We start from the raw sequence: 23,167 nt of genomic DNA on the forward strand, positions 1-23,167 counted from the left end.
CAAAAAATAGTGGCGTATTTTAGCGCCACTGTTATTCTCCTCTTATGAAATTCAATCAGTTACTGAATAGAAACCAGAGACGCTGGCGCAATTTAATTATTGCTATGAGTAGCGTCTTGCTAGGTTGTGCTTTTCTTCACCTTTCAGTGGGTGAAATCTTAATTAATCCCTTTTCTCCTAATAGTGCACTAGAGTCACGGTTACTGTATGACTTAAGGATGCCCCGTTTACTTGCTGCTGCGGCTATTGGTGCTGCGTTGGCACTTTCTGGTGCCGCTTTGCAAGTGCTGCTGGGTAACGTGCTTGCTGAGCCTGGTGTACTGGGTATTTCCGGTGGCGCCAGCCTAGGCATGGTTTTGGTGCTGTTTCTATTACCAGTGGCTGCAACCCCCTTAGCGTTCATGTTGGCCGGGGTGGGAGGGGCGTTATGTTTTACGTTGCTTCTGGTGGGCATGGCGCGCGCCATGCGTTTAACGACCACTCGCCTGTTATTGGTTGGGGTTGCACTGGGAATTTTATCGAGTGCTGTCGTGACATGGGCTTTTTATTTTAGTGATGACTTAAGTATTCGTCAGTTAATGTACTGGCTGATGGGCAGCGTAGGGGGTGTCAGTTGGTATCAGCACAGCCTGACACTGATTATGATTCCGGTCGCAGTATGGTTATGCTCAAAAGGGTCAGTGCTTGATAAACTTATGGTGGGCGAAGTCCATGCGCAGCAACTGGGTGTTGATGTACACCGTATTCGTTGGCAGTTAATACTTGCGGTGTCGCTATTAGTCGGTGGTTCGGTCGCGTTAGGTGGGGTGATCAGCTTTGTTGGTCTTGTTATCCCTCATCTGCTTCGGCTGGCTTTCGGGACGGAGAACCGTTATCTCTTGCCGCTGTCTGCGGTATCCGGTGCGGCGTTATTAGTGGTTTCAGACATATTAGCTCGCACTGTGCTTGATTCTGCTGAACTTCCCGTTGGCGTGATGACGACGACTATTGGTGCGCCTGTGTTTATTTGGATGTTGGTAAAGAGTCATGATACAGGTTCATAATTTAGCGGTGGGCACGCGTTTATTACCGTTATCGGTGAGGATTCCTCAAGGTAAAGTCACGCACGTCATTGGCCCTAATGGCAGTGGTAAAAGCACCTTTTTATCAGCATTAGCGGGCGTACTCAGTGCAGAAGGAGAGGCCGTAATCGATGATGTCTCAATGGCGACGTTATCATTGGCAGATTTATCCTTACTACGAGCCTATTTAAATCAATCGTCACGTCCGGCTTTTAATATGCTTAGGTTTATCAATATTTGTCGCTCTCCATTCCAAGTTGTGCCACCTCAAGTGCTGCGATCAACGCAGCGGTAGAAGAGATCACTCAGTTGTTAAACTTAACGTCAATGCTAACTCGAACCGTTCATCACTTGTCTGGCGGTGAATGGCAACGAGTGAGGTTAGCGGCGTGTTGTTTACAGATTTGGAAGCCCATCAACCCCTTTGCCAAGCTACTGATCCTTGATGAACCTTCAGCACCGCTTGATGTAGGCCAAGAAAAATATCTGCACGAAATGATCGCGCGGATTACCCAACAGGGTACCGCGGTCGTCGTCGCCAACCACGATCTGAATGTGACGCTAAAGCGAGCTGATCACGTCGTTATGCTCAACAACGGCGTGTTGGTACAGCAAGGCGATAGCCGCAGCGTATTGACGGAAGAGAACGTGAGTGACGTTTATTCAACCCGAGTGCAGCGGGTGAAGATCAATCAACGGGATTATTTACTTTTTGATGAGTAAGGTGGCGACGGTTTGGTTGGTTGCATTAAAGGTGACAACGAACACAGTTAAGATGGCTACGTTCTGGGAAATGCAAATCTAGCGTACTGGTTAGCTTCAGTCTGTACTATCGTTATAACGGTGTCAATTCAGGCCAGTTCCTAAAACAGATAGACATATGATTCAACTATTTGATGTTGAGAAAGCCTTACGAGACCTTTAGACCTCTAAGGGTTACCTTTTTAACTTTGATTACTTTCGTATCCTTTTTCAAAGAAGGTAGCCCTTATTATTTTAATTGAATCAATATAACCATTTGATAATTAGTTAAAATATCAAAATTCAGGTTCTATCATTCGTAATGATGCCCAGTATCGACACTGTTATACTGTTGATAGCTTTTAGACATTTTTTCAGCAATAGGTTTGAGCATGGTTCGATTCATTTGGATCACGCCCATGGTTTGAGTTGTTTCACTCTCGGGAGAAAACCAATTGAATGCGGTCCACCAGGTGGCGCTAAACGGCGGGCCCTCAGGGTTATATACACCTTTACCGGATACAGGATCCAATAACCAGGCTGCTCTTTTGGCGTAAACTTGATTGAAGGCTTGACTAAACACCTCGGCCTGGTCATTTTGCAGATAATTATTGTCATAACTCCATCGTCCAAATTCTGTGATCAAAATGGGTTTATCTGGATGGTTGCTGCGCCTTAGATCCAGATTTTCACCTTGCTGCTCTTTTAAATGGTCAAAATTGGTATGCTGATTGCCAGGATCGAATCTTCTGTGGTGAGTTTCATCATAGAGATTCAAGCCTACTACATCAGACGCCTCTAAACTTGCATCCCGGCTTCGGTCTTCGGTCGCGATGGCTTGTGCAATTAATCTGGTGTCGTCAAATGGTCGAACCGCTTGCTTAAGTTGCTGCTGAAGCTCTAATCTGCCCGTCTGGTCACCGGATTCATTCATGGTGCCCCAAAACCAAACCGAAGGACGATTATAGTTTGATAGTACCATCTGTTGTATCATCTGACGTGCTTGTCCCTGTCTGATAATTTTGTCAAATTCACGCTTTTCACTTACCCAATAAACGGGAATTTCTTCCCAAATAGCTAACCCTAAACGATCGGCGTATAAGTTAGTGTTCAAATTTGATGGAAAGTGACCCGTGCGCACAAAGTTTGCGTTCAACTTGTGCTTAATTATCTTTAAGTCATCAAGAATGACCTTATTCGGCATTGATGGGCCGTATACCTTGTGATCCTCTGTTCGGCCAATGCCGCACTAGGAAGGGCGCGACCTTGTCGTTAAGATGAATATTGTGTTTTTCCGTGGAAAGCGTCCTCACCCCAAACTGAGTCTGATACTTGTCCAGTATAACGCCACCTTTCATCACTGTGGATTCAAGAACATACAAATTAGGCGTTTTCATCGACCATAAGCGCACATTAGGTAGAGTTAAGCTGGTTCGGTTTATACCAACATGGTTTGGTTTTACGGTGTGAGTTATGGCTTTTCTTTCAACCACTCCGTCCTTTAAATCATCAGCAAACTCAGACAAGATGTTGTTTTCATTTACGCTGGCCTGATAGATATTATGCTCGACAGTTATCCTTTCATCACTAACGCCCTTGTTGTTAAGTGTCGTGGTAATTTCCACTCTGCCTTGGATGTCAATGGGTCTGACATCAGCGCGTGCAATATGAAGTGTATTGCTTACTTCTAGGTAGACTTGACGTAAAACACCAGTATAGGTCCACCAGTCTGAACGCTTTGGGGGGAAATAGATGGGGTCATTAATACCTGGGGTGGCTGTGGTGGTTTGCTTGTTATCAACCCTAACCAGCAAAGTATTCACATCGTCTTGGTTCAAATGCTCACCCACATCAAAACTAAAGGGCAAGTGAGCAACATTATGATGACCAAGGTAGTGGCCATTTAACCAAACGTCAGCCGTGTAGCTGACAGAGTGAAAATTCAGTTTAACTGTTTTCCCTTTCCATTCCCCGTCAGAGTGAAATTGTTTACGGTACCAGGCTCCACCATACTGTTTCATGGAATCACTTGGTTTCAACCCATCCTCATTGCCATTGCCGTTATAATCATTGATCTTATAGCCTGATTTGTTAATCGGCATGGGAACTTGGCTGGTCTCCCAGTTATGGTCATCAAAATCAGCATTTAGCTTGTCTCCCGCTTCCCGTTGCAGTTTTTTGATAATCTCATTTGTTCTTGGCTTTAAACTTAAGCCATCCGTGTCCATATTGCCCGCGTATTGGTAGCGCCAATCCCCGTCCAAACTAATGTACTCACGCCCCTTATGTTTATCGAAAGAAGGGATAACATGCCCATTTTGAAAGAATGTTTGAAAGCTGCCTTTACTCACTGGCTTGACACTTGTGTGGCTGTTGCTAGGCAAGGGTTTTACATTTGGTACAGGGATATTGACAGAGCCGTCTTTCTTAGCAACCGGAGGGGCTTTTCCGTAGTCTGGCTCCTCTCCTTTTTCCTTTAGAAAGTGAACCTGGCTGATAAAATAATCGCCACTCCAGTGCTCACCGACGATGACTTCTTTGAGGCAACTCAGGTCTATTTTGCCCTTGAAGTGCTTATCTAGCTCCAGGCTCATCAAGGTCCATTGGTTTTTAACTGCTTTGTCGTCAGTCCAGCTTGATGCTGTTTGACCTCCGCAATCCTTTAACATCACCCAGGCACTGTTGTTATTATCAGTATCCTTGATATCAAAGCGTAAATGGGACATTGAGCTAGCATCAAACGCATCTTCCTTTGGGAATATATGAATGGATCGGTCTTCTTCAGCGGGTTGCCAACCTCCATTTTTACCGCCAAACGGGGTTAAACGAACCGCGTTAGACTCGCCTTCAGGCCCTCCCCTGTGCACCCAGCCTCCCCGAGTTCCCTTATGGCTTAGGCGGTAGCTCGATTCATTTTCAAAGTCTTGGAATACTATTTTTTTATATCCGCTATCGAACGTTAATTTATCGGTCGGGAGGGGAGTTTCAGTCGCACTAACATTCAAATTAAATATAATTGAGATGCCAGTGAATATCACACGCATGGGCGAAGTAAATGGTTTTTTAATAAGCATATTATCTTCTCATTTAGAAGCAAACTTCTTTTAATAGTTACAGTTATCAATATCAAAAGAAAATTTGATATTGATAATAACTTTGCATTACATCTAAATGGATTAACAATCAAAGACTGCAGCAAAATTACTACGGTTTCTGATTTGTATTAGTATGATTTTCTCGCTAGTCTTCCTTTGTGTGCTTTTGCATCAATGGCTTAGAGGTGGTTCTTGTGACTTATTAATGGTTGGTTTAATAACGTTCATGTTTAATCTTCTATAAGGTAAATGTTTTGGACATAACACGCTGATAATGACCCGTTTATTTCAAAGTTACTTATTGCACTGCTACCTATAAATAACTTTAAATGTAGGTGACCAAAAAATAACTCGATTGCATCACATCGAATGTACTTTAACTCATAATAAGATGAAGAATAATGCCTTTTAATTGCTATAGAAAAAAAGATTGGCCATTTTAATTCCAAGCGCTTTCATGTCTATCACGCTGGTATCGACAATGGTCAGCGCACAGCCTTGTAGTGCAGTTTTTCCAGATATATTTCAAACAGTCAATGGTGGCACGTTAAAGTTAGGCTGGACAACCGACATAAAAACAGCGAATGGTGACGCCACATTACTGTAGTTGCAAAATTTGGCGATGAAAATGTAATAAAGTATGGGGTGAAATGTGATGGCGGTGAATGCATTGCAGTGGGAGACGGTGATGTTAAGTCAATAGATCGCGTTGTCATTCCCAGTGCTGACGGAGGCGAGAAGATATCTAATTCAGGTGAGCTAACAGGTAAAAAATACGCATCTGTCAGCGTGCCAATGCGCAGTGAAACACGCTTGGTCGCCCCCAGCGATGGAATGATAATAGGTCAGCTCTCATTACAATATCGAGCGACCATTACACTATCATCTGGAGATTATTATATAGGAGAGTTAACAAATGAGTCGCCTCATCCGATTATAAAATCAAACGGTGATGGACCAGTAAGGATATTTGTTAACCGCGCGTACAGTGCAGCCTATAACACCCAAATCTTAGGCTCAACCGACAGCCCAATACTCTTGCATGTAAATGATAGTATTAATACTCAAACTAACTTCATTACTGCAAATACGCTGCTTTCTTCTGCCAGTTCGATAAAGATTGGTGCAAATAGTGACCATAACCCCAATGGGCAAACAATAGGGCTTTCCGGTGGCTTTAACGCGCCAAATATCGAGCTGGAAAATAACCAAGAAAACCTAAAATTCGTTGATGTTGCTGATAAATTTAGTTCTTGTGATATGAATGACAATGGCGGCGGTATTCCAGTAGGGTGGGAAAAAGTGGGTAGCATAGTCGGCACTAAATTAGAAGCCAACTACATCGCGAGGGCCATCATTGAAAATCCCACTAACAACGAGAAGCAAAAATTTGACTTTCGCATTAGAGACGACTTTATGGGTGAAGCCGATTATTGGCCAATGGAGCTTGCCAAGGTTGTTAACCAAAATGGCGGGGGTAAGGTAAAGGCTGGCGTAAAACAAGAAGGCCAGGCTGACCCAATACCAGAAAGAAGTGTCAGCGGTAATGATATCTGGAGCAAGGATAAGAGTGCAAAGGCTAAGGTTATCACCCTATTAAAACTGCATAACATACATGAGATAACGGCGAGCACTTCGCTTAAGGTTGGCGCGGTTGTGAAGGCAACGATTGAGCATAAAGGCGAACTTTATCAGGTTGAGTTTAAGGTAGAAGAAGCAAATAAGGGAGACATGCTCCAATGGCCGTTTGAGCTGGCAAAAAGGATTAATGAAAAAAATATACCCGGCATTCAGGCTGGCAACAGGAATATTGAAGGTGTTGTTGCTCCAGTGCAGTCTAAAAAAGGCAATAAGGTATGGTCAACGCATAAGCAGTCCAAATTTGAGCTCAAGATCACCCACCCCGGGGGAGGGGTTCTCCCCCCAGATGACAGGATCCCACCCATCGCTTGTGAGCGAGTGTTTGATGATGTACTGCAAACAAGTGGGAACGGCAGAATTATTATTGACTGGAAGACCAATATTGCCCAAACCAGTACGGGTACAGGACGATTACCAACAAAAAACCTCTTTAACTTCCATGGTCAAGGGGACGGTTATTTAGGAGACGTTCCAGATTATGCTGGTGACTTTAGAAAGTTCGATAGAGCCGTCGTGAATGGGTGTGATCGTGCTCATGACCAACCTAGCTCCCGCCATGAATGTCGTGTACGAGACAATAGCCATATAGTCTCTATTGGGAGGTTTAATATCCCTAAACCAGTAAATGGTAGTACACACGAGAATATTACACACGGAGAGTTCAAAGCGAGCAATTATGAAAGGTTGCGCTCTCAATATCAGGCAAACCTACGTTTAACTGCACCGCCGGAAGGCATGCGCATAGGTACCATAGATTTTGACTCTGGTACTAAGGTCACTTTTGGCTCTGGTGATTATTTCATTCAAGAGTGGCAAGACAGTGACAAAAGAAACCAGGTTCATTTCGAGACAGCCGGAGAAGGCCCGGTGCGTATCTTTTTTGATAATCAATCGCCCCTTATTATTCCTCACAAGTTTAAGGTTGTTGGTAATAATGAAAAATTATCTCCGATATGGATACACTCCAATAGTTCTATCAATGACTTAAAACATGCGGCGGGTCACTCCAATACTTCAACTTTTGTCGATACGGCACTTTCTGCCGCTGACAATGTATATCTTGGGTTTCAATGGGAATTTACTGGCGCCGTTAACGCCAGTAAAGTATTTGCCCATAGGGACGCTAAACTGGAGTTTAGTAATGTCAAAGACTATCTCAATTGTGGTGCAGAAACCCCGGATATTCCGGAGGTAGAAATACAACCTAACGTACTGGAGGTAACGGCGACCACTGATGTAATTGAAGATGGAAAAAATCCGCTTTATTGGTTATTTGAACGCAATGCAGATATGGGGGCTGGCGCGTTTACCCTGACAGGTTTTGAGTTCAGGCTCAATCTTGCCAAACCGTAGCTATTGTCACTCAGCTTGCGATGAAGCATGGTCACTTGCCATGGGGTCAGGTAAAGGCAATGAAGTTAACCAATTCCTACGGTCAGTCTATAACCCTTAACCCTTCAGCGTTCACATCAACAACGGTCGATGAGGCTGAAAGCGAAGGCACGCCGACGGGCCCCTGGGAAACCCTCGACCTCAGCGAAAGCTTTACCATGCCAACCGAATATGTTGATGTCGAAATATTAGATGCAACCAAGGGTAACATGGACGCTTATGGTTGGGGTGGCATCAGTGGCATGGATCTATTTGGTTTCGAAACACCAGACAAGTCAGCACTACCTGAGATAAGTAACTTTTCGGTAACTGAATTAAGCGACACAGATGCCATAGTGTCTTTTGATTCTAATGTGCCCACTTATGCAAGAGTTTTATTTTCTAGCAATGCACAATCTGTCATAGAAACTAACGCTGGTGAGCATTTAGAAAATACTCACCAAGTACACATATCCACTAACGGAGAGGGCGAACTAAAAGGCCTTGTCAGTGTGATTGCGGTTAACCAAGATGGGCGTTCGATTCAAGAGTGGAACGATACCCTGGTGAAACCAGCCTATCTGGGTGCATCTAAGGGTATCGCTAAAGGTATTGGTGATGTCACCTTTAAAGATAATGATGGCAATTGGATCAATGCACCTCATATCTACAACAGAGACGGGTTTAAAACCGACTATATCACCTCATGGTTGACGCCAGATAATGCTTGGAATGAGTGGCTGGATACCAAATTATTAAGTGATATCTATAATGATGGAAAACTGTTTCAGGCCATTAGTTTCCAGTTTGGCGATAACCCAAGTATCCCCAGTGACTCTGAAAGAGCCAAATATCTGGACTATATTCAAAATTTCGCAGCTCGTATTCAAGAGGCTCGTAAAATAGCGAACCCAGGAGCTAATACGAATACATTGATTAGTATCGAGGCAGAATACAATGCTCCAGGAGGCAATTTAAAGAATTGGCCTGGCTACAGTAAGCTGATGAATGATGCGATGAATATTCTCCATAGTAATGATATTGATGTTTGCCTGTTTGCAGGATCCTGGGACTTTCACAACTATATTCCCAAGTCATTGGAAGATGCTGCGCCAAATGCCGATTGCTTTGCAACCCAAAGAATGGCAGCTTCGACAGATAGCACTCATGGCTTTCAGGACACCAGCACTCCGCATGAACAACTCGTGTGGAAGCGAGAGTACCTTATTCACGGGACCGTGGCCGAAAAAGCATTTAAGTCTAAAGACGAAGTGATTCGATTTAGTAATTACCTGAGACGTAAATTTATGCGTCCCGTTCGATTAGATTACCTCATGGTGTCAGAATATCCAGGTTCACTTCGTGATTTTGAAAAACCACAAGATGCTCAAGAGATAACTAGTTGGTCAGGTGCTCAAGAGTATGTTGCCAAGCAGTTCTGTGAACAGCGCCAGGATTTAATCGATGCAGGCCTGACCGCTATGTCTTGGATGGCCTATAGAGATAACCCCAACTTAGGTGGCCCTTATGGTGCAGCAGAAAAACACAAAGGCTTGTTGAATCAACATCATCAAGAAAAGTCACCCGAGCTAGCGACATCAGTCTGGGAGATTTGGAACCAATGTAAAGACTAACCTGACCATGTGTCCAGTCTACAATCCAATACATAAAATGCTGGATAAGGGCTGTACACGTAAAGACGAAATGCTTTAGGAGTAAAAGTTAAAACTAAATATTAGTTTGATGCCAACAATATTGATGGCATCAAACTATTCAATAGTTCCAGTAAAAAATAGGTCAATTAGCATTTTATTTAGACAGGAACACTCTGTCGCTTTACTTGCAAAGGTCCGACGAAACAACATTGAAAGAGCCAGTGATAAAGCTTGTGATACATATTGAGTGATGCGGGCGTGCACCTGTTGGTTAGCACTCGCTTTAAAACAGCATTGAGCAACAAAGCAGGCTCACGACTAAAAAATCTGCTCTTAGAGAAGGCATCATTAAGAAACACAATAAGTTTACATGTAGGTTTACAGGAAATATTGCTTCTTTTCCACAGGCTTGGGTTTGTATTGCTTTAGTATTTCTATTTTAAAAGTGTATGCTTTCAATTTATCCAGATTTAGTGTGAACTAACTTGAATGAAGCGGTTGATTAACAATGTAGCATCATGAAAATATGAGCGATAACGATTGTGTATGACATCTATATACAGAGCAGAAATAATATTTAAAATCATCAATTAGGAACAGAATAAAGATTAGCCATCATATATCGCTAGTGAACACTCTTAGATAGTGTATGGTTTTCAACGCCTTGATGTAATTGATGCGCTTGTTGTATGGATGTGTTAGTTGCATGTTGTTTTTCTATATCTCTGATTTTCCATTAATAAAGTTGAATTGCATCGCAATTAGTATTCCTATTTATATTCCGGTTTTCTTAAGTCGATTATAAGTACTTAATGATAATAACATTGGGTGAAAATATGATCAGATTTGGAAAAATATCTGTGCTAGTGCTTGCTAGCGTGCTGTCAGGGTGCGGTAGCGATGACGAATCGGCAGCCACCGAAAACATTGCCGTGAATACACGAGCTTTAGCGCTGTCAGGGCATGGTTCACAAGGCCAGTTGGCCTCTATTCAATTAAGGTTCTCAGAAGATCTTGCTGAAACGGCTTACTTTGAGGCTTTTGAATCAGGTAATGACAAAGTGCTGGTTGCTAGTGATGGCTTAAAACGCATTGATACGTCAGGTAATGAGGCTCGTCTTGATATCGAATTTAAACCAGGTTACCAACTTGGTGAAGGCTCGCACCAAAGCCAAATCACACTAAATTTGTGTAAAGATGCTTTGTGCAGGTCACATTACTCGGGATCACCAGTAGTGGTTGATGTGACACTACAGGTCAGCATGAATGACAAACTCGAGTCGTCATCCGCTTCGCCTATTTCACTTTCGGCGTTACAAACCGAAGGTACTGTAGCATATAAGTCTTCTTGGGTTGCAAAGCTTTCCGGTCCAGATAATGGCATTCACTTGTCTACCACAACAAGTAATGCGGCGTTATTTGCAGATAGCCACGCAACGCGTGCGCCTGATGATTCAGAATTGTCGCTGAATCTTGTTATGACATCACCTATGAATATGCAGGCTGGCGACTATGCGAGCGTATTGCAAGTTAACGCATGTTACGATCAGTTGTGTGAGTTTCCTGTTGTAGACAGTCCAATTTCTATTCCAGTGGACTATCGGGTAGTAGCCGATGCCAGTACGGTTGTGTCAGAGGGGCTACAGAGCACTGTTGTTCAACAATTCAGTGGTAAGGTTGTTCAATCTGCCTATGATGCACAAAGTGATGTATTGGTGGTATTGACCAACTTTCCTAACAAAGTCATTGTAATGAGTTTAACGGATGGAATTGAGCAATCGATAGACGTTGATGATATTCACCAAACTCGAAATAAGATTGTTTTTGCTAAGAGTGGTGATGCTCAAATTATTTACGTAGATCTTGGTAAGAAAGGGCTAACACTAACTCGCGAAAGTACAGATTCTCCGGAGTTTGGTACTTTGTTAACGGACTATGAGCAAGTTCCTAAGCGAGTGCTTATGGCATTTGGTGATTATGTCTGGTTCTATACCAGTTCTGGTTTGGGCGCAGAACAAGAAATTCTGGTGCAAAAAATTAGCACAGGGGAAGAAACCTCGATTGACATCAATTTACCTGATGTCCGCTTGGTTGCACTAATGCACCCTAACGGTAAAAAAGCTTACTTATACACCGACTCTTTGTTAAATCAATATTTAGCCGTGTTAGGACTTAGTGATCCTATGGCACCAACAGTAACCTTGGTTGATTCTGAAATTACCGATTTTGGCTCGGTGCTTTGGATGGATAAATCGGGTGAAATGATGTATTCCAAGCGTGGTGACCGATATTGGGCAACTGATGAGCAAGCGTTTGATCGTCTATGGGCGGGGGCATTGCCGAAAGGGTTAGATGTTTTTGACACCGAGCAAGTGGCATTCATTGATGGTGCTCATCATACCGATAAAATTCTGGTTGTTGACAATCCTGCTGCGGGGCAGATACGCATACTAGATAGTGGAAGTGCTACAGAATTGGCGCGCTATACCACGGGTATACTGGATGAACTTAATATACTTAGTGGTCACTATCCACGTTATGCATTTTTTGACAACAACGACAAGGTAATTGTTATCGGTGAATCGACGAGCAACTCTAGTGAATATGTGGTGATGAGACAAAATTAATTGCAGCAATATAATTAAAGGGCCGAAGGGCCCTTATTCTATTACGCAGACTTACCGCCAGTATTATACGATCGGTGCTAAGTCAGCAGGGCGGTAGTAAACCGACTTGAGTACTTTGCCTTTACGAATCGTTTTCGCATCAGAGACGAAGTCTTCCGCACACTTAGCAATCACGTAAGCCCCTTTTTGAACGGCCATCAAAGTGATGCCTTGGGTCGCATAATGCGCTTCTGTTTCTGCGTACTCTTGTTCGTTACGACAAACTTTGCTCATGTTGCTGGAATGGATTTCATCCCAGCACTTGATGAAGTCGATGTTGCGATTCGCCGCCACGTGCAGTAGCAATTCAATCAAATAGCTAATGGCTACGTTTGCTTCGACTTTGTCGTCACCTAAGTGCACCAGTCGCCCCATTAATACGTAAACCGAGTCGATGATGGCATCAGCTTGTTCTACTTTTGAGTCAGCTTCTGCAAGTTCCGTCATCTCTTCGATAGCTAGCGAGCTGTGCAGCGTGTCGGCTGCGTCGTCTAGTGTCTCGGGTGCGTTAACCGGTAAGTCGAACGTGGCACGAAACTCAGTGATATCACGATAAAGGTGGGCAAAAATCTCTGGTGTCAGTTTTGTTAGTTTCATTGATAATTATTCGTTAGGCAACAGTGCTTGTGATCCTATCAAACGCGTTTCGTTATAGCTAGATTAAGTTGGTATCGTAACGGTAAGGACACACTCTGTGACTAATTTTAGCTTGTAAAATTAGTGGTGCTTCTATAAGGTTTATATACAAAGTGATTGATATCTTGCAAGGTTTTGCTTATGAGGCTATCACGTCATATATTTTTATTGGATTAAAAAATGATGGAGCGACGACCGCTCGGTTGTTTATGGTTAATGTCTGACAGGCGGTGAATGGCTTTTGTTAGGCAGCCAGTTTCAAAAGGTACACGTACTTTTTGGAAACGACGTTTTGGAATTAGGGTCCCGATTCGTCACAAAAAGCCACCTCGAAAGAGGTGGCTTTTTACTTGATGATGTTTGCCTTCTAAAAACCTAATGTAAATACGTTGTGATTTAGCCACATTCCGATAGGTCTTGGTAAAAGCTGTCGAATTTTCCCCACAAATGAAGCAGCTGATTGAGCGCTGGGTCGTCAATAAATTTTGCGTTAATGTGCTGGTGTCCGCTCATTAGTACTAAAAAATGACTTGTGATGCTTTTTGCTTGTGGAATCGCATGCCATTGCGCCAATAATTCGTTTTCGCTGACCTCATTGCTGCGCGCAAGCTCGATACCGCTGTCTTCATTACGCATAAAAATAGCAAGAGACATTTTCATGATTGCTCCATTGTCGCACACGACTTTTGAGCGCGATGGTAACAGTTATTACATTACCTATCACCATATGGAATAGTGAAATTTGTGAGCGTTTGTAAAGCCTTTATGACGGGTGATTACACGCTAGCTTTGATAGGGTGTTGAGCATCTGCATTTATGCGCCAAGGCGAGGATTAATCGCTGGCAATCACTTGCTGAGATGGGGTATTTGCATCGTTGTGCTGCATTGAATCCATGACGTCGTAGGTGATGCAGTAGGTGATAAGTAATACGAGTGGAATAAATTTGATCCAAGCTTTCATAGCGATAGTCTCTAATAGGTGAATACTGAGAAATTATCACTCACTTGGTTACGATGAAATCGCTATTATCGCAATGTTACTTTGCTGTCTTCATTCATTCTTGTTATGCCAGCGTTGACAGTATTCATCTCTAAAGAAACGAATACTGTCAAGCTAACGGCTATCGGTCGAGTTAGCTGACAAATAGATATGGGAATAGTTTTTTACGCTCAACTTCACTAAGGCCACTGACACGGGCAATATTGTTATCGGGTATGGCGTCTGGATCCGGGTAGTGCTTAAGTACTTTTGCCATACTCGCTTCACGAATTAAATGGAAAATAGGATAAGGGGAACGGTTCGTCAGGTTCTCTGCGTCTTCAGGTTCGGCACCACCAAAACAGTAATTTGGATGGAAGGTAGCAACTTGATAGATGCCTTCCCAATCATTTTGTTTAATGAGCGCTTCCACCCAATCGATAAAGAAGTTGTAGTCCATGAAGTCATCAAGCATGTTAGGCACGACGACCAAAGTCGTTTCGAGGTCTTCGGGCTCAGTTTGCTCCAATAGCATGAGTTCTCCCAAAATATCCTCTAGCAGTCCTTCTTCTTTATTCGCTAAGCTGACAAAGGTCTTGATCTGCTTATTGCGCTCTGGTTTTGCAGCAAAAGGGCATAAATTTAGCCCGATTACGACCTCTTTTAACCATTGTTGGACTTGCCCTTCAATGTGGACAATTTCTTCTCGTAACGACATAACACTCTACCGATAAAATTCTTAAATCGGATTATATGATCGCTGAAGACGTTTCGCTAATAATCACTCAAAATAACCGTTAAGCGGGAGAGTTGACGGTTAGCACAGACTCGCTGACGAGTTTTAGCTTCCAACAAAGTGCGAATAGCAGTAAGTATAATATTCCCCCTCCTTCTACGACCCCGAGCCATTGAGAGTGTTGCCAGCAATAAAGTAGAAAGAATCCGCCTAAACTGCCGCCTATGTAATAGTGCACCAAATATAATGCGGTTGCGGTCGCTTTGGCCTGTTGCGCTTTTTGGCTTACCCATGCATAGGCTAAGGTATGCGTAAAGAAAGCGCCGCCACTAATGAATAGTAACCCTACAACCATTGCAGGAATGGTGTCGACAATGGCAATGAGCATCCCACATAGGCTAATGGTCGCACCGAGCGCCATTCCGGTGATAGGGGAAAGTGACGACGCCAAATACCACTCCATTTGGAGCTTAGTGTACCAGCGAGGTAGCAAAGAAAAATCAGTGCCGCCATTGCGATGGGCAGGTTGTGAGGCTCACTGACTAGCCGAAACCCCATGACTGAATATAGGTTAACAAACAAGGCAAAATTTACCCCGCCAATAAGCATGGCAAGCCATATATTGCGATTGGAGAGATGCATCACTAAGGCTCGGTTGTGGTGGCGGAACATGCCTCTAGTGGGTTTAAAGTGTTTTTGTTCCGGAAGCAGCCATGCCACTATTAAGACGCATACAAAGGTAAAGCAAGCGATAACAATGACAGCGGTTTGCCAATCAAATATATCGGTTAATACGCCCCCTGCGATACGGCTAGCTGATTCCCCCCAAAGAATTGGCTGCAATGTAACCGCCAATCGCATTGTTAAATGCTTCGCTAGAGAGCTCCTCAACCATATAGGCGACAGCAACAGAGGCAAATGCGGCTAAAGCAAACCCCATTAACGCGCGCAGCATAACAAGGGAGAATAAACTTGTCGTAAGTAGCATTAATGCGCCGATGACAGGCAGTAGAAATAGCCCCGTTAACATGACCGCGCGTCGTCCCAAGCTCTCTGAACTGATTGCCCATGGCACCAATGAAAGGGAGAGTGCTAAGGTTGCAGCGGCAAAGACCCAATTGATTTCGGTTTCAGAAACCGCAAAATGCTGTGAGAGTTGGGGCAGGATTGGTTGAAAGACATATAGATTACAAAATACCAGAAATGAGCCGAGTGAAAGTCCCCAAGTCACTTTACTATATTCTGCTGAATGTCGTTCAATCACAAATCACCTCATTTGGTTTCTAAATGCCGACTAAAATGCAGCAATGTGACGAAATTATCACCTGAATGATAATAAATAAAATATATTAAAAATATCATCATAATATATTTTGTTTATATGAATATTCGACAGCTCAAACATTTCCTCGCGGTGGCTCGAGAGCAAAACTTTACCCGAGCAGCAAAGAAGGTAAACATTGCTCAACCTGCTGTTAAGTATCTCAATTAAAAAATTTGAACAACAGTTGGGTGTTCAGCTCTTTTCCCGGATCGACAAGCAGGTGGTGTTGACTCAGGAAGGGCGGGCGTTGAAACCTCACGCACAAAAAATATTACAACAAGTCGACGATGCAACGTTGGCAATCGATGAGCTGAAAGGTTTGCTGAAAGGGGAAGTGCGTTTAGGCACTCCGAGCATGATGGGGAGCTATTTTTTCCCAAAAATCATCATGGCGTTTAAATCACAGTACCCCAACTTAAAAATGACAGTGGTTGAAGCGGGCACGCAAGATATTCGTAAAATGCTACTGGCAGGGGAGATTGATTTAGGTGTTATTCGCAACACCGATGTACCGGATGACTTAGATGTCGACCCCATTTACCGTTCAGAGATGGTGGCGGTGATGAGCGAGAACCATCCTTTTGCGTCGCAAGACACATTAACCTTTGATGCGTTCTTTCAAGAAGAGCTGGTGATGTTCAAGCCGGGTTACTTTCACCGGGATTTTATTGATGAAGAGTGTCAAAGAAGAGGGGTAGAAGCGCAGTTTTCTTACGAAACGAACTTACTGCCGATGATTTTAAGCATAGTAAAGCAAGACTTTGCTATCACCGCTTTATTAGAATTGGTAACGGAGCACGAACCCAAAACGCGCGGTGTCTCGTTTGATCCACCTGTTTTTGTCGATCTTGCATTAGCATGGCGTAAAGATGGCTATTTGTCTCGCGCCGATAGGGCGTTTATGGAATACATCAAAAACCACACGTAAGCGTTTAATTAGACAAGGTAGGCACTTTTAATCCGACCTTGTCTTTTCTATGGTTTCCAACGAAAGCGCGTATTTAGTGACCAACGGTTTTTGACAATAAGTTCACGATAAGAACTCCGGCAAGAATAAACCCAATGCCAATTAATGCTGGTAAATCGAGTTTTTGGCCGTAAACAAAGTAGCTAACGGTTGCGACTAACACGATACCAGCACCACTCCAAATCGCGTACACCACGCCAACGGGCATTGTTTTTACTGTGACGGACAGTAAAAAGAAAGCGATGCCGTAGCCAATGAGCACAATAATACTGGGTGATAACTTGGTGAATTGTTGTGTTTTTGGAATAAATGAAGTTGCAATCACCTCAGCTACAATGGCAATAGAAAGTGCAATGGCTGGGGGCAACGAAACAAGTAGTTGGAACATATAGCAACACGCCGCATAGATGAACACGAAACAACTCGTATTCTGTGGCGCGAAGTATAATTAAAAAATATTGATTTGGAAGTACGGAAAGCGTAATTGATTATTACGGCATTGCAATAATCTAGCTACGTATTATCACTCGTCTGGAAGGAGTAGCGGTTCTCTTTCCAGACCGGACGGATTTGCCTTGATAGCGGCTAGATGAAATAGCCGAAAAGTTAACGTGAAGCCGATGCAGTGTGTCCGTTACAGCTTGTCGAGAGTGATATCGTCAAAGCGATAGACTTCGCCGCCAAATTCCGTTGAAAATGCCTTGGCATCAGACTCTTGGCTAAAACTTGCCAATGTCTTGCCCATTGCTCCGGTTTGATTCGAACCAATGACATACCACGCTGTTTTGCCGTCAATAAAATACTCATCTTCTGGTTTCTGCCAGGGCGTTTTACTCATGTCATGGACAAAGACCTGTTCGATCTGGCGCAGGTTATCTGGCTGTAAAATATAGCTAAACATATCTTTGGTGGAGCAGAAGCGAACCGTTGTGTCGCTGCCTTTTTGATAGGCTTGCCCTTTTGGTCCGGGGTAATTGGTGATGACCATGCCACATAGATGGCATTCGTCGGCGCTTTCGATAGCTTGGGCTTGCCGAATAACGTGCTGTTGTTCCGACTCTCCGCAGCCAAAGAGGAGCAAGGCAAAAATGGGGATAATCAGTGATTTAATGATATTCATTAGTTGTCGTCCTTTGTCTTTTGGAGATTTGAGTCATTCAAGGTATATCGGTATTGTGATGATTATTGTCGTGATTATTATTGTGTTGCATGCGTCTGTTATTGCTATAAGTGCTTACGTCTAAAAATGAAAAGTGACACGCTTAAGGGCAATAAGATCCAAGCGAACAAGGCGAAAATCAGGCTCTGCGTTGATAGGCTGCTGTTTATTGCTACGGCGAGTACGCCATTTACATCGGTTTGATTAAGGGCGGAAAGATTGATGAGCCTGAAAAGATCGGCAGGGTTGAGCAACATGATCTGTACGAGCGTCTGTTGGTCGAGTAATTCATATCCGCCAATCAGTACGCCAAGCAGCACAAGATCAAAAACCAAAACAAAAAATAGCCAAGTGAGTAATGCAGCCCCGGCCGCTTTGGATTTTTCAGACACCATAAGGCTAATGAGATACGCCAGTGCAACGAAGCATAAACCGAGTAAGCTAGAGGTGATAATAAATAATGTAAATGCCCCCCAAATCGCTTGTAGTGGTGTGGTAATACTCAATAAAACGCCAGCAGAACCAAAGCCTAGTACCGTCGCCAGTGTGATGATCCCTCCCTGTCCGATAAATTTACCGAACAGCAATTGCGCATGACTCACAGGGTAGGTCATCAATAATAGTAAGGTGCCAGACTCTTGCTCGCCAACAAAGCTGTCATAGCAAAGTAGCAGCGCGATTAACGGAATAATGAAGACAGATAGGCTAGATAGGCTTGCAATGGTGGAAGATAGCGATGGGGTTGCCAGTTGACCTGAAGCGACGCTTCCGTAATAGCTAATACCAATCGATAACAAGGCAAAAACCAGAGTGATGGACACTAACCAGCGGTTTCGCAATCCGTCTTGAAACTCTTTAAGCGCGACGGCAAAAATAGGGTTCATAGTGTGTTCTCCTGCGGCTTAGCGAATTTGTCCTGATTGGTGCGTGGCGTTAACCCGAGAAAGTGCTGGTAAATCTGCTCTAGGTTAGCGGGCTCCATTTGAATATCACTCAACGATTCATGTGCGAGTAACGCTTTGAGCACTCGAATTTTTTCTTCTTTGGGAACAGAGAGCTGATCATTTGAAATCGCGAATTGCGCGAGTTGGCTATTGGTATAAATCGCACCATTCAACCCACGGGTTTTTATTTTTGTCGGTAGCTGTGCTTGTGACCTCAGCTCATCCAAAGTACCAATGGTGATTGAGCGACCTTGAGATAAGATCATCGCACGATCGATATGCTGCTCGACACCCGGCAGTACGTGAGAGCAAAGTATGATGCTTGCCCCTTCTTTTTTTAATGTGTCGACACTTTGATAAAATTCCTGAGTGGCAATCGGGTCGAGCCCAACGGTGGGCTCATCGAGAAGCAGTAGTTTCGGTTTACCAAGAAAAGCCTGTGCTAAACCGAGACGTTGTCGCATGCCTTTTGAGTAAGTTTTGACTTGTCGGTGTAGTGCGTGGGACAGACCCACTTGGTTGAGTAAATCGGTGATCTGTTGCTTGGGCGCCGATTTTAAACGAGCAAAATAGGTGAGGACTTCGAGCCCGGTTAGTTGCTCGTAAAAGCTGACATTTTCAGGCAAATAGCCAATTTGTTTGCGTCCTTGCCATGCTTGTTGACTGCTTGGATTCATGCCAAAGACGGATACGCTCCCTTGCGATGCTTGTGTGACGCCTAAAATGAGTTTCATGGTCGTAGTTTTGCCCGCGCCATTGTGACCAAATAACCCCAATACCTCGCCGGGCATAATAGAGAAACTCAGCGCATCAACCGCACAGACATTTTTGTATTGCTTGCTCACATTATCGAGTTGAACGATAGCCTGATTCATGAGTGACTCCCCTGTATTTGTGATGCTGTTGGAGCCAGTAGTTGCTCGCGTTTTTCTGAGTGATTGGGTGGTGACATGAGCGGGTAGGAATCCTTCACTCCCGATGGTTTTAATACTGGGAATTGTTTCTGAATCCAGCGCAGCATCAAAATAGCGGGGCTATCGAGCAGTACTTTAGATTCTGGGTATTTCCAAACTATTTTATCAATGCCATCGTTGGGCTCGAATGGGGTGTCGCCCGTCGAGCTGTTATTGAGATCCCATCCTAGATAGTTACTCCAATAGTTTCCTTTGCCGTTAATGCTCCATTCCTGCGCTTGATTTGAAACATACTTAACTTGAATCGGATTATTGATGAAGCTATGTTTAGGTGACGTTGACATTTTCAGAGCCCGCTGTGAGGTGAATGCCAATTTCAGCGGTATCTATGATGTTGTGGCTAATTTCGTTGTATCCAGAGTTGTAGACAAAGAGACCTTTGCCTTCGCGACCAACCACTTTATTCTCTGGTTTGGTCCAAATATTGTTTATCTGGTTATAACTAATGGTGGAGTGGGTGATGAAGTTCATTAGCATGCCGTAGTCTTCATTGTCACGGCTGGTGTTGCCAATCACCTGTAGCTGCTTTGAACTCATTAATGCGAAACCCGCACGCGTATTATAGGCAAGATTGCCAATGACGCGATTGCTGTGTGAGTACATATAATGGATGCCGTAGCGAAGCGTGTGCATGGTGTTATTGCGCAGTTCGCATTGCTGGCTTGAAATAATGTAAAGACCGTCACGTGTTTGAGAAATCGTATTGTCGCTGACGAGGGCATTTTTTACCGTAGACAGCTGGATGCCATTGCCTCTATCGGCGGATCGTAATGTTGGGTTACCCACTACGGTGTTGTTTTCAATGGTGATATGTTGCGCTCGTTGAATCCACATGCCAAAGCCATCGCCATTTAAGTGATTATTGAGGATGTATAAGCGCTCAGCTTCCGTATCGGAATAGATTCCTGCGTTCTGATCTGTGAGGTTTCTGCCCCAATTTACAATGGTTAAATTGGAGATTTCGATATCAGAACTCTTGAGAGTAATAGCATTGCCAATGCCTTGAGCATCGACCGTTGCCTCACCTTGACTGGTGAGGGTTAAGGGTCTGGATATGACATAATTACCGTAAAATCGCCCCGATGTTAAGACAATCGTGTCGCCTTGCTGGGCGTGATTAAGCGCGTATTGTAAGTCATCATTGGGACTCACCATCGTGACGGCGGCGAAGGCAATACCATGATAGAAAAGAGTCACAATGAGTAGCCAAAAAGAGTGCTTCAATGAAATCATCCTAACGAGTCAAAATCCCAATACGCTCCCCTAAATATTGAGGGGAGCGTTATGACGTGAAGCTTACGCTTCTACTAGCATTCGGCCGCGCATTTCCATATGGAGAGCGTGACAGAACCAGTTACAGTAATACCACTGGACACCAGGCTTATCGGCAACAAACGTGATAGATGAGGTTTGTTGAGGGCTGATCTCCATTTGTACACCGTGATTGGTCATACAGAAACCATGGCTAACATCTTCGATGGTATCTAGATTGGTAATGACGACGGTGACCGTGTCGCCGAGTTTGACTGTAAACTCATTCATGCCGAAAGTAGGGGCAATAGAGGTCATGTAAACGCGCACCTTATTGCCGTCTCGAATGACCTTGTTTTCCGTCATCACATTGACGCCGTCTTTTTTAGCCATTGCTATCGTTTCAGCAAAAATGGGGTCCTCTCGCGACCATATCTTACTTGGTTTCACTTTGCTGCGGTGAATAATGGTACCGTCGTGCGGTTCTGCGAAAGTAGGACCGTCGTGGACCAGTTTCATTTCGTCGCCGGAGATATCAATTAACTGGTCATTTTCAGCGCGTAATGGCCCAACAGGTAAGAAGCGGTCTTTCGAGAACTTACATAGTGACACCAACCATTTACCATCCGCATCACGCGTTTCACCGCTAGACGTGCTGTTATGCCCCGGTTGATAATGCACATCGATTTTCTGTTTGATGTAATTCACTTTTTCGCCGTTGTAGGCTCTGACGGCCTCTTCTACATCCCATTTTACAATCTGGCTGTCTAGGAAAAGCGTAGTATATGCAAAACCGCGGTTATCAAAGGCGGTGTGCAGTGGCCCTAAGCCCAGTTCCGGTTCGGCGACAATGGTGTCTCTTGGTTGAATTTTGTCGTTAAACAGGTCATCAAGTTTAGCGGTGGCGATAACTGACACCGTTGGAGAAAGTTTACCATTCGCAACGAAGTACTTGCCATTTGGAGAGGTATTCATGCCATGCGGTGATTTAGGAACAGGGATGTAACGAGTGAGTTCGGATCCTTTTCGACCATCGAGGACGGGCACATCATTGCCATTATAGGTTTTAAATTTCCCAGCCTGTAGGGCCGCTTCACAGCGTGCCAAACTAAAGACGACAACATGATCACGCTCGGCGGTGATCATTTCGCCCAGGTTCATGCCCATTTCTGAGTTATAGCAGGTAGAGGCGAAGTATTTGCCATCATAGTCAGCGTCAGTATTATCTAGGTTACCGTCCACCATAACTTGGAAGACCACTTCCATTTTTTCTGCATCAATGACGTTAAACAGTGAACGGTAAGTACTGACGTCTTCGAGTGTCGCCTTGCCATCATTGTTCATTGGAATTTCAAATTCACTGTTACAAATGACGTATTTGGTCTCAGGCACCTTTTGTACGCGAAGTCCATGAATGGCCTGCACGTTAGGGATGGTGATCATCTTGTCCACTTTCATGACATCGCAGCGGATACGGGCAACACGTGAGTTTGCTTTATCGTTGATAAATACATATTTCCCGTTATAGCGACCATCGGTCATACTCATATGAGGGTGATGAGAGTCGCCAGATAGTAAGTGCGCGCTATCACCTTTAATTCGCTTACTCTCATCGGTAAATCCCCAACCTGTCGCACTATCGGCATTAAATACGGGGATTCGCATTAACTCGCGCATTGAAGGGATACCTAAAATACGGACTTCACCGGAGTGGCCGCCGCTCCAAAAGCCATAGTATTCATCCATTTCTCCGGGCTCAACATAAGGGCTATTACCCGACTCAGCAGCCTGTGCTTTCGCCATAGAGGCAAACATGGCGGCTGACATAGGCGCAGCTGCGACACCTAATCCAATGGCGGCCGTTTTTCCAAAGAACTTTCTCCGGTCGGTATTGACGGGCATGTTGTCAGGGTCGAGGGTCTTTTTGTCATCGCTCATGTTGAGTCTCCATTCAAATTGGTAGGGC

At 44.1% G+C, this 23,167-nt stretch carries 18 protein-coding genes and 3 pseudogenes; 7 read left to right on the top strand and 14 right to left on the bottom strand.

The window, feature by feature from the left end; genetic code table 11:
* The first annotated feature begins 44 nt into the window (after positions 1 to 44).
* Together btuC and btuD are read left to right on the top strand one after the other, a co-directional pair.
* On the top strand, positions 45 to 1,043 hold the full coding sequence (gene btuC / locus AC0L66_RS07505) for a vitamin B12 ABC transporter permease BtuC (RefSeq protein ID WP_265673563.1): 999 nt from the start codon (positions 45 to 47) through the stop codon (positions 1,041 to 1,043).
* Positions 1,027 to 1,784, top strand: a pseudogene (btuD, locus tag AC0L66_RS07510) (vitamin B12 ABC transporter ATP-binding protein BtuD). The gene btuC and the pseudogene btuD overlap by 17 nt, the downstream one beginning before the upstream one ends.
* 331 nt (positions 1,785 to 2,115) lie before the next feature.
* Here btuD and AC0L66_RS07515 read toward each other — a convergent pair.
* The gene (locus tag AC0L66_RS07515) at positions 2,116 to 3,006 is read right to left on the bottom strand and encodes a glycoside hydrolase family 2 TIM barrel-domain containing protein (protein ID WP_473568948.1); all 891 of its coding nucleotides are present in this window, start codon (positions 3,004 to 3,006) and stop codon (positions 2,116 to 2,118) included.
* Positions 2,996 to 4,876 (bottom strand): sugar-binding domain-containing protein, encoded by a 1,881-nt coding sequence (locus AC0L66_RS07520; protein WP_473568950.1) that lies wholly within the window; start codon positions 4,874 to 4,876, stop codon positions 2,996 to 2,998. Before AC0L66_RS07520 ends, AC0L66_RS07515 begins: the two co-directional genes overlap by 11 nt.
* A 478-nt stretch (positions 4,877 to 5,354) precedes the next feature.
* On the opposite strand from AC0L66_RS07520, the gene AC0L66_RS07525 reads away from it, so the two are divergent.
* From AC0L66_RS07525 to AC0L66_RS07540, 4 genes are all read left to right on the top strand, one after another.
* The gene (locus AC0L66_RS07525; RefSeq protein WP_473568952.1) at positions 5,355 to 5,504 is read left to right on the top strand and encodes a hypothetical protein; all 150 of its coding nucleotides are present in this window, start codon (positions 5,355 to 5,357) and stop codon (positions 5,502 to 5,504) included.
* A 38-nt stretch (positions 5,505 to 5,542) separates the two neighbouring features.
* Positions 5,543 to 7,891 (top strand): hypothetical protein, encoded by a 2,349-nt coding sequence (locus AC0L66_RS07530; protein WP_473568953.1) that lies wholly within the window; start codon positions 5,543 to 5,545, stop codon positions 7,889 to 7,891.
* A gap of 59 nt (positions 7,892 to 7,950) precedes the next feature.
* Complete coding sequence (locus AC0L66_RS07535) at positions 7,951 to 9,543, top strand: hypothetical protein (RefSeq protein ID WP_473568955.1); 1,593 nt, start codon at positions 7,951 to 7,953, stop codon at positions 9,541 to 9,543.
* Between the two features lie 857 nt (positions 9,544 to 10,400).
* Positions 10,401 to 12,191, top strand: coding sequence for a hypothetical protein (locus tag AC0L66_RS07540; RefSeq protein WP_473568957.1), 1,791 nt, complete (start codon positions 10,401 to 10,403; stop codon positions 12,189 to 12,191).
* A gap of 63 nt (positions 12,192 to 12,254) precedes the next feature.
* Here AC0L66_RS07540 and AC0L66_RS07545 read toward each other — a convergent pair whose 3' ends face one another.
* The 5 genes and pseudogenes from AC0L66_RS07545 to AC0L66_RS07565 all read right to left on the bottom strand — a co-directional run bounded on the left by AC0L66_RS07545 (position 12,255) and on the right by AC0L66_RS07565 (position 15,846).
* A complete protein-coding gene (locus AC0L66_RS07545; protein ID WP_265673227.1) occupies positions 12,255 to 12,827 on the bottom strand; it encodes a nucleoside triphosphate pyrophosphohydrolase family protein in 573 nt (190 codons plus the stop codon).
* Positions 12,828 to 13,262: 435 nt separating this feature from the next.
* Positions 13,263 to 13,526, bottom strand: a complete 264-nt coding sequence (locus tag AC0L66_RS07550; protein WP_473568959.1) for a hypothetical protein — start codon at positions 13,524 to 13,526, stop codon at positions 13,263 to 13,265.
* 173 nt (positions 13,527 to 13,699) lie between these two features.
* On the bottom strand, positions 13,700 to 13,828 hold the full coding sequence (locus tag AC0L66_RS07555) for a hypothetical protein (protein ID WP_265673225.1): 129 nt from the start codon (positions 13,826 to 13,828) through the stop codon (positions 13,700 to 13,702).
* Between the two features lie 172 nt (positions 13,829 to 14,000).
* Entirely contained in the window at positions 14,001 to 14,564 is a 564-nt protein-coding gene (locus tag AC0L66_RS07560; protein ID WP_265673224.1) for a DUF1415 domain-containing protein, read from the bottom strand.
* A gap of 79 nt (positions 14,565 to 14,643) precedes the next feature.
* Positions 14,644 to 15,846 (bottom strand): annotated as a pseudogene (locus tag AC0L66_RS07565) (MFS transporter).
* Positions 15,847 to 15,963: 117 nt separating this feature from the next.
* Between AC0L66_RS07565 and AC0L66_RS07570 the strand changes: the two are divergent.
* A pseudogene (locus AC0L66_RS07570) lies at positions 15,964 to 16,834 on the top strand (LysR family transcriptional regulator).
* Between the two features lie 73 nt (positions 16,835 to 16,907).
* Here AC0L66_RS07570 and AC0L66_RS07575 read toward each other — a convergent pair.
* From AC0L66_RS07575 to nosZ, 7 genes are all read right to left on the bottom strand, one after another.
* On the bottom strand, positions 16,908 to 17,261 hold the full coding sequence (locus AC0L66_RS07575; protein ID WP_428751173.1) for a DMT family transporter: 354 nt from the start codon (positions 17,259 to 17,261) through the stop codon (positions 16,908 to 16,910).
* 246 nt (positions 17,262 to 17,507) lie between these two features.
* The gene (locus tag AC0L66_RS07580) at positions 17,508 to 17,993 is read right to left on the bottom strand and encodes a nitrous oxide reductase accessory protein NosL (RefSeq protein ID WP_473568962.1); all 486 of its coding nucleotides are present in this window, start codon (positions 17,991 to 17,993) and stop codon (positions 17,508 to 17,510) included.
* A gap of 104 nt (positions 17,994 to 18,097) precedes the next feature.
* A complete protein-coding gene (locus AC0L66_RS07585) occupies positions 18,098 to 18,916 on the bottom strand; it encodes an ABC transporter permease (RefSeq protein ID WP_473568964.1) in 819 nt (272 codons plus the stop codon).
* Positions 18,913 to 19,851 carry an ABC transporter ATP-binding protein gene (locus tag AC0L66_RS07590; protein ID WP_473568965.1) on the bottom strand — a complete coding sequence of 313 codons (939 nt, stop codon included), beginning with the start codon at positions 19,849 to 19,851 and terminating at the stop codon, positions 18,913 to 18,915. The genes AC0L66_RS07585 and AC0L66_RS07590 overlap by 4 nt, the downstream gene beginning before the upstream one ends.
* The gene (locus AC0L66_RS07595) at positions 19,848 to 20,234 is read right to left on the bottom strand and encodes a hypothetical protein (RefSeq protein WP_473568967.1); all 387 of its coding nucleotides are present in this window, start codon (positions 20,232 to 20,234) and stop codon (positions 19,848 to 19,850) included. The genes AC0L66_RS07590 and AC0L66_RS07595 overlap by 4 nt, the downstream gene beginning before the upstream one ends.
* Positions 20,218 to 21,174 carry a NosD domain-containing protein gene (locus AC0L66_RS07600; RefSeq protein WP_473568969.1) on the bottom strand — a complete coding sequence of 319 codons (957 nt, stop codon included), beginning with the start codon at positions 21,172 to 21,174 and terminating at the stop codon, positions 20,218 to 20,220. The genes AC0L66_RS07595 and AC0L66_RS07600 overlap by 17 nt, the downstream gene beginning before the upstream one ends.
* A gap of 72 nt (positions 21,175 to 21,246) precedes the next feature.
* Entirely contained in the window at positions 21,247 to 23,139 is a 1,893-nt protein-coding gene (nosZ, locus tag AC0L66_RS07605) for a TAT-dependent nitrous-oxide reductase (protein ID WP_265673215.1), read from the bottom strand.
* Positions 23,140 to 23,167 lie beyond the last annotated feature (28 nt).

The organism is Vibrio sp. GJ43-1, from assembly GCF_055808835.1.

Coding starts and splice junctions, on each gene's coding strand:
- btuC (WP_265673563.1), top strand. CDS start 45: ATGAAATTCAATCAGTTACTGAATAGAAACCAGAGACGCTGGCGCAAT.
- AC0L66_RS07515 (WP_473568948.1), bottom strand. CDS start 3,006: ATGCCGAATAAGGTCATTCTTGATGACTTAAAGATAATTAAGCACAAG.
- AC0L66_RS07520 (WP_473568950.1), bottom strand. CDS start 4,876: ATGCTTATTAAAAAACCATTTACTTCGCCCATGCGTGTGATATTCACT.
- AC0L66_RS07525 (WP_473568952.1), top strand. CDS start 5,355: ATGTCTATCACGCTGGTATCGACAATGGTCAGCGCACAGCCTTGTAGT.
- AC0L66_RS07535 (WP_473568955.1), top strand. CDS start 7,951: ATGAAGTTAACCAATTCCTACGGTCAGTCTATAACCCTTAACCCTTCA.
- AC0L66_RS07540 (WP_473568957.1), top strand. CDS start 10,401: ATGATCAGATTTGGAAAAATATCTGTGCTAGTGCTTGCTAGCGTGCTG.
- AC0L66_RS07545 (WP_265673227.1), bottom strand. CDS start 12,827: ATGAAACTAACAAAACTGACACCAGAGATTTTTGCCCACCTTTATCGT.
- AC0L66_RS07550 (WP_473568959.1), bottom strand. CDS start 13,526: ATGAAAATGTCTCTTGCTATTTTTATGCGTAATGAAGACAGCGGTATC.
- AC0L66_RS07555 (WP_265673225.1), bottom strand. CDS start 13,828: ATGAAAGCTTGGATCAAATTTATTCCACTCGTATTACTTATCACCTAC.
- AC0L66_RS07560 (WP_265673224.1), bottom strand. CDS start 14,564: ATGTCGTTACGAGAAGAAATTGTCCACATTGAAGGGCAAGTCCAACAA.
- AC0L66_RS07575 (WP_428751173.1), bottom strand. CDS start 17,261: ATGTTCCAACTACTTGTTTCGTTGCCCCCAGCCATTGCACTTTCTATT.
- AC0L66_RS07580 (WP_473568962.1), bottom strand. CDS start 17,993: ATGAATATCATTAAATCACTGATTATCCCCATTTTTGCCTTGCTCCTC.
- AC0L66_RS07585 (WP_473568964.1), bottom strand. CDS start 18,916: ATGAACCCTATTTTTGCCGTCGCGCTTAAAGAGTTTCAAGACGGATTG.
- AC0L66_RS07590 (WP_473568965.1), bottom strand. CDS start 19,851: ATGAATCAGGCTATCGTTCAACTCGATAATGTGAGCAAGCAATACAAA.
- AC0L66_RS07595 (WP_473568967.1), bottom strand. CDS start 20,234: ATGTCAACGTCACCTAAACATAGCTTCATCAATAATCCGATTCAAGTT.
- nosZ (WP_265673215.1), bottom strand. CDS start 23,139: ATGAGCGATGACAAAAAGACCCTCGACCCTGACAACATGCCCGTCAAT.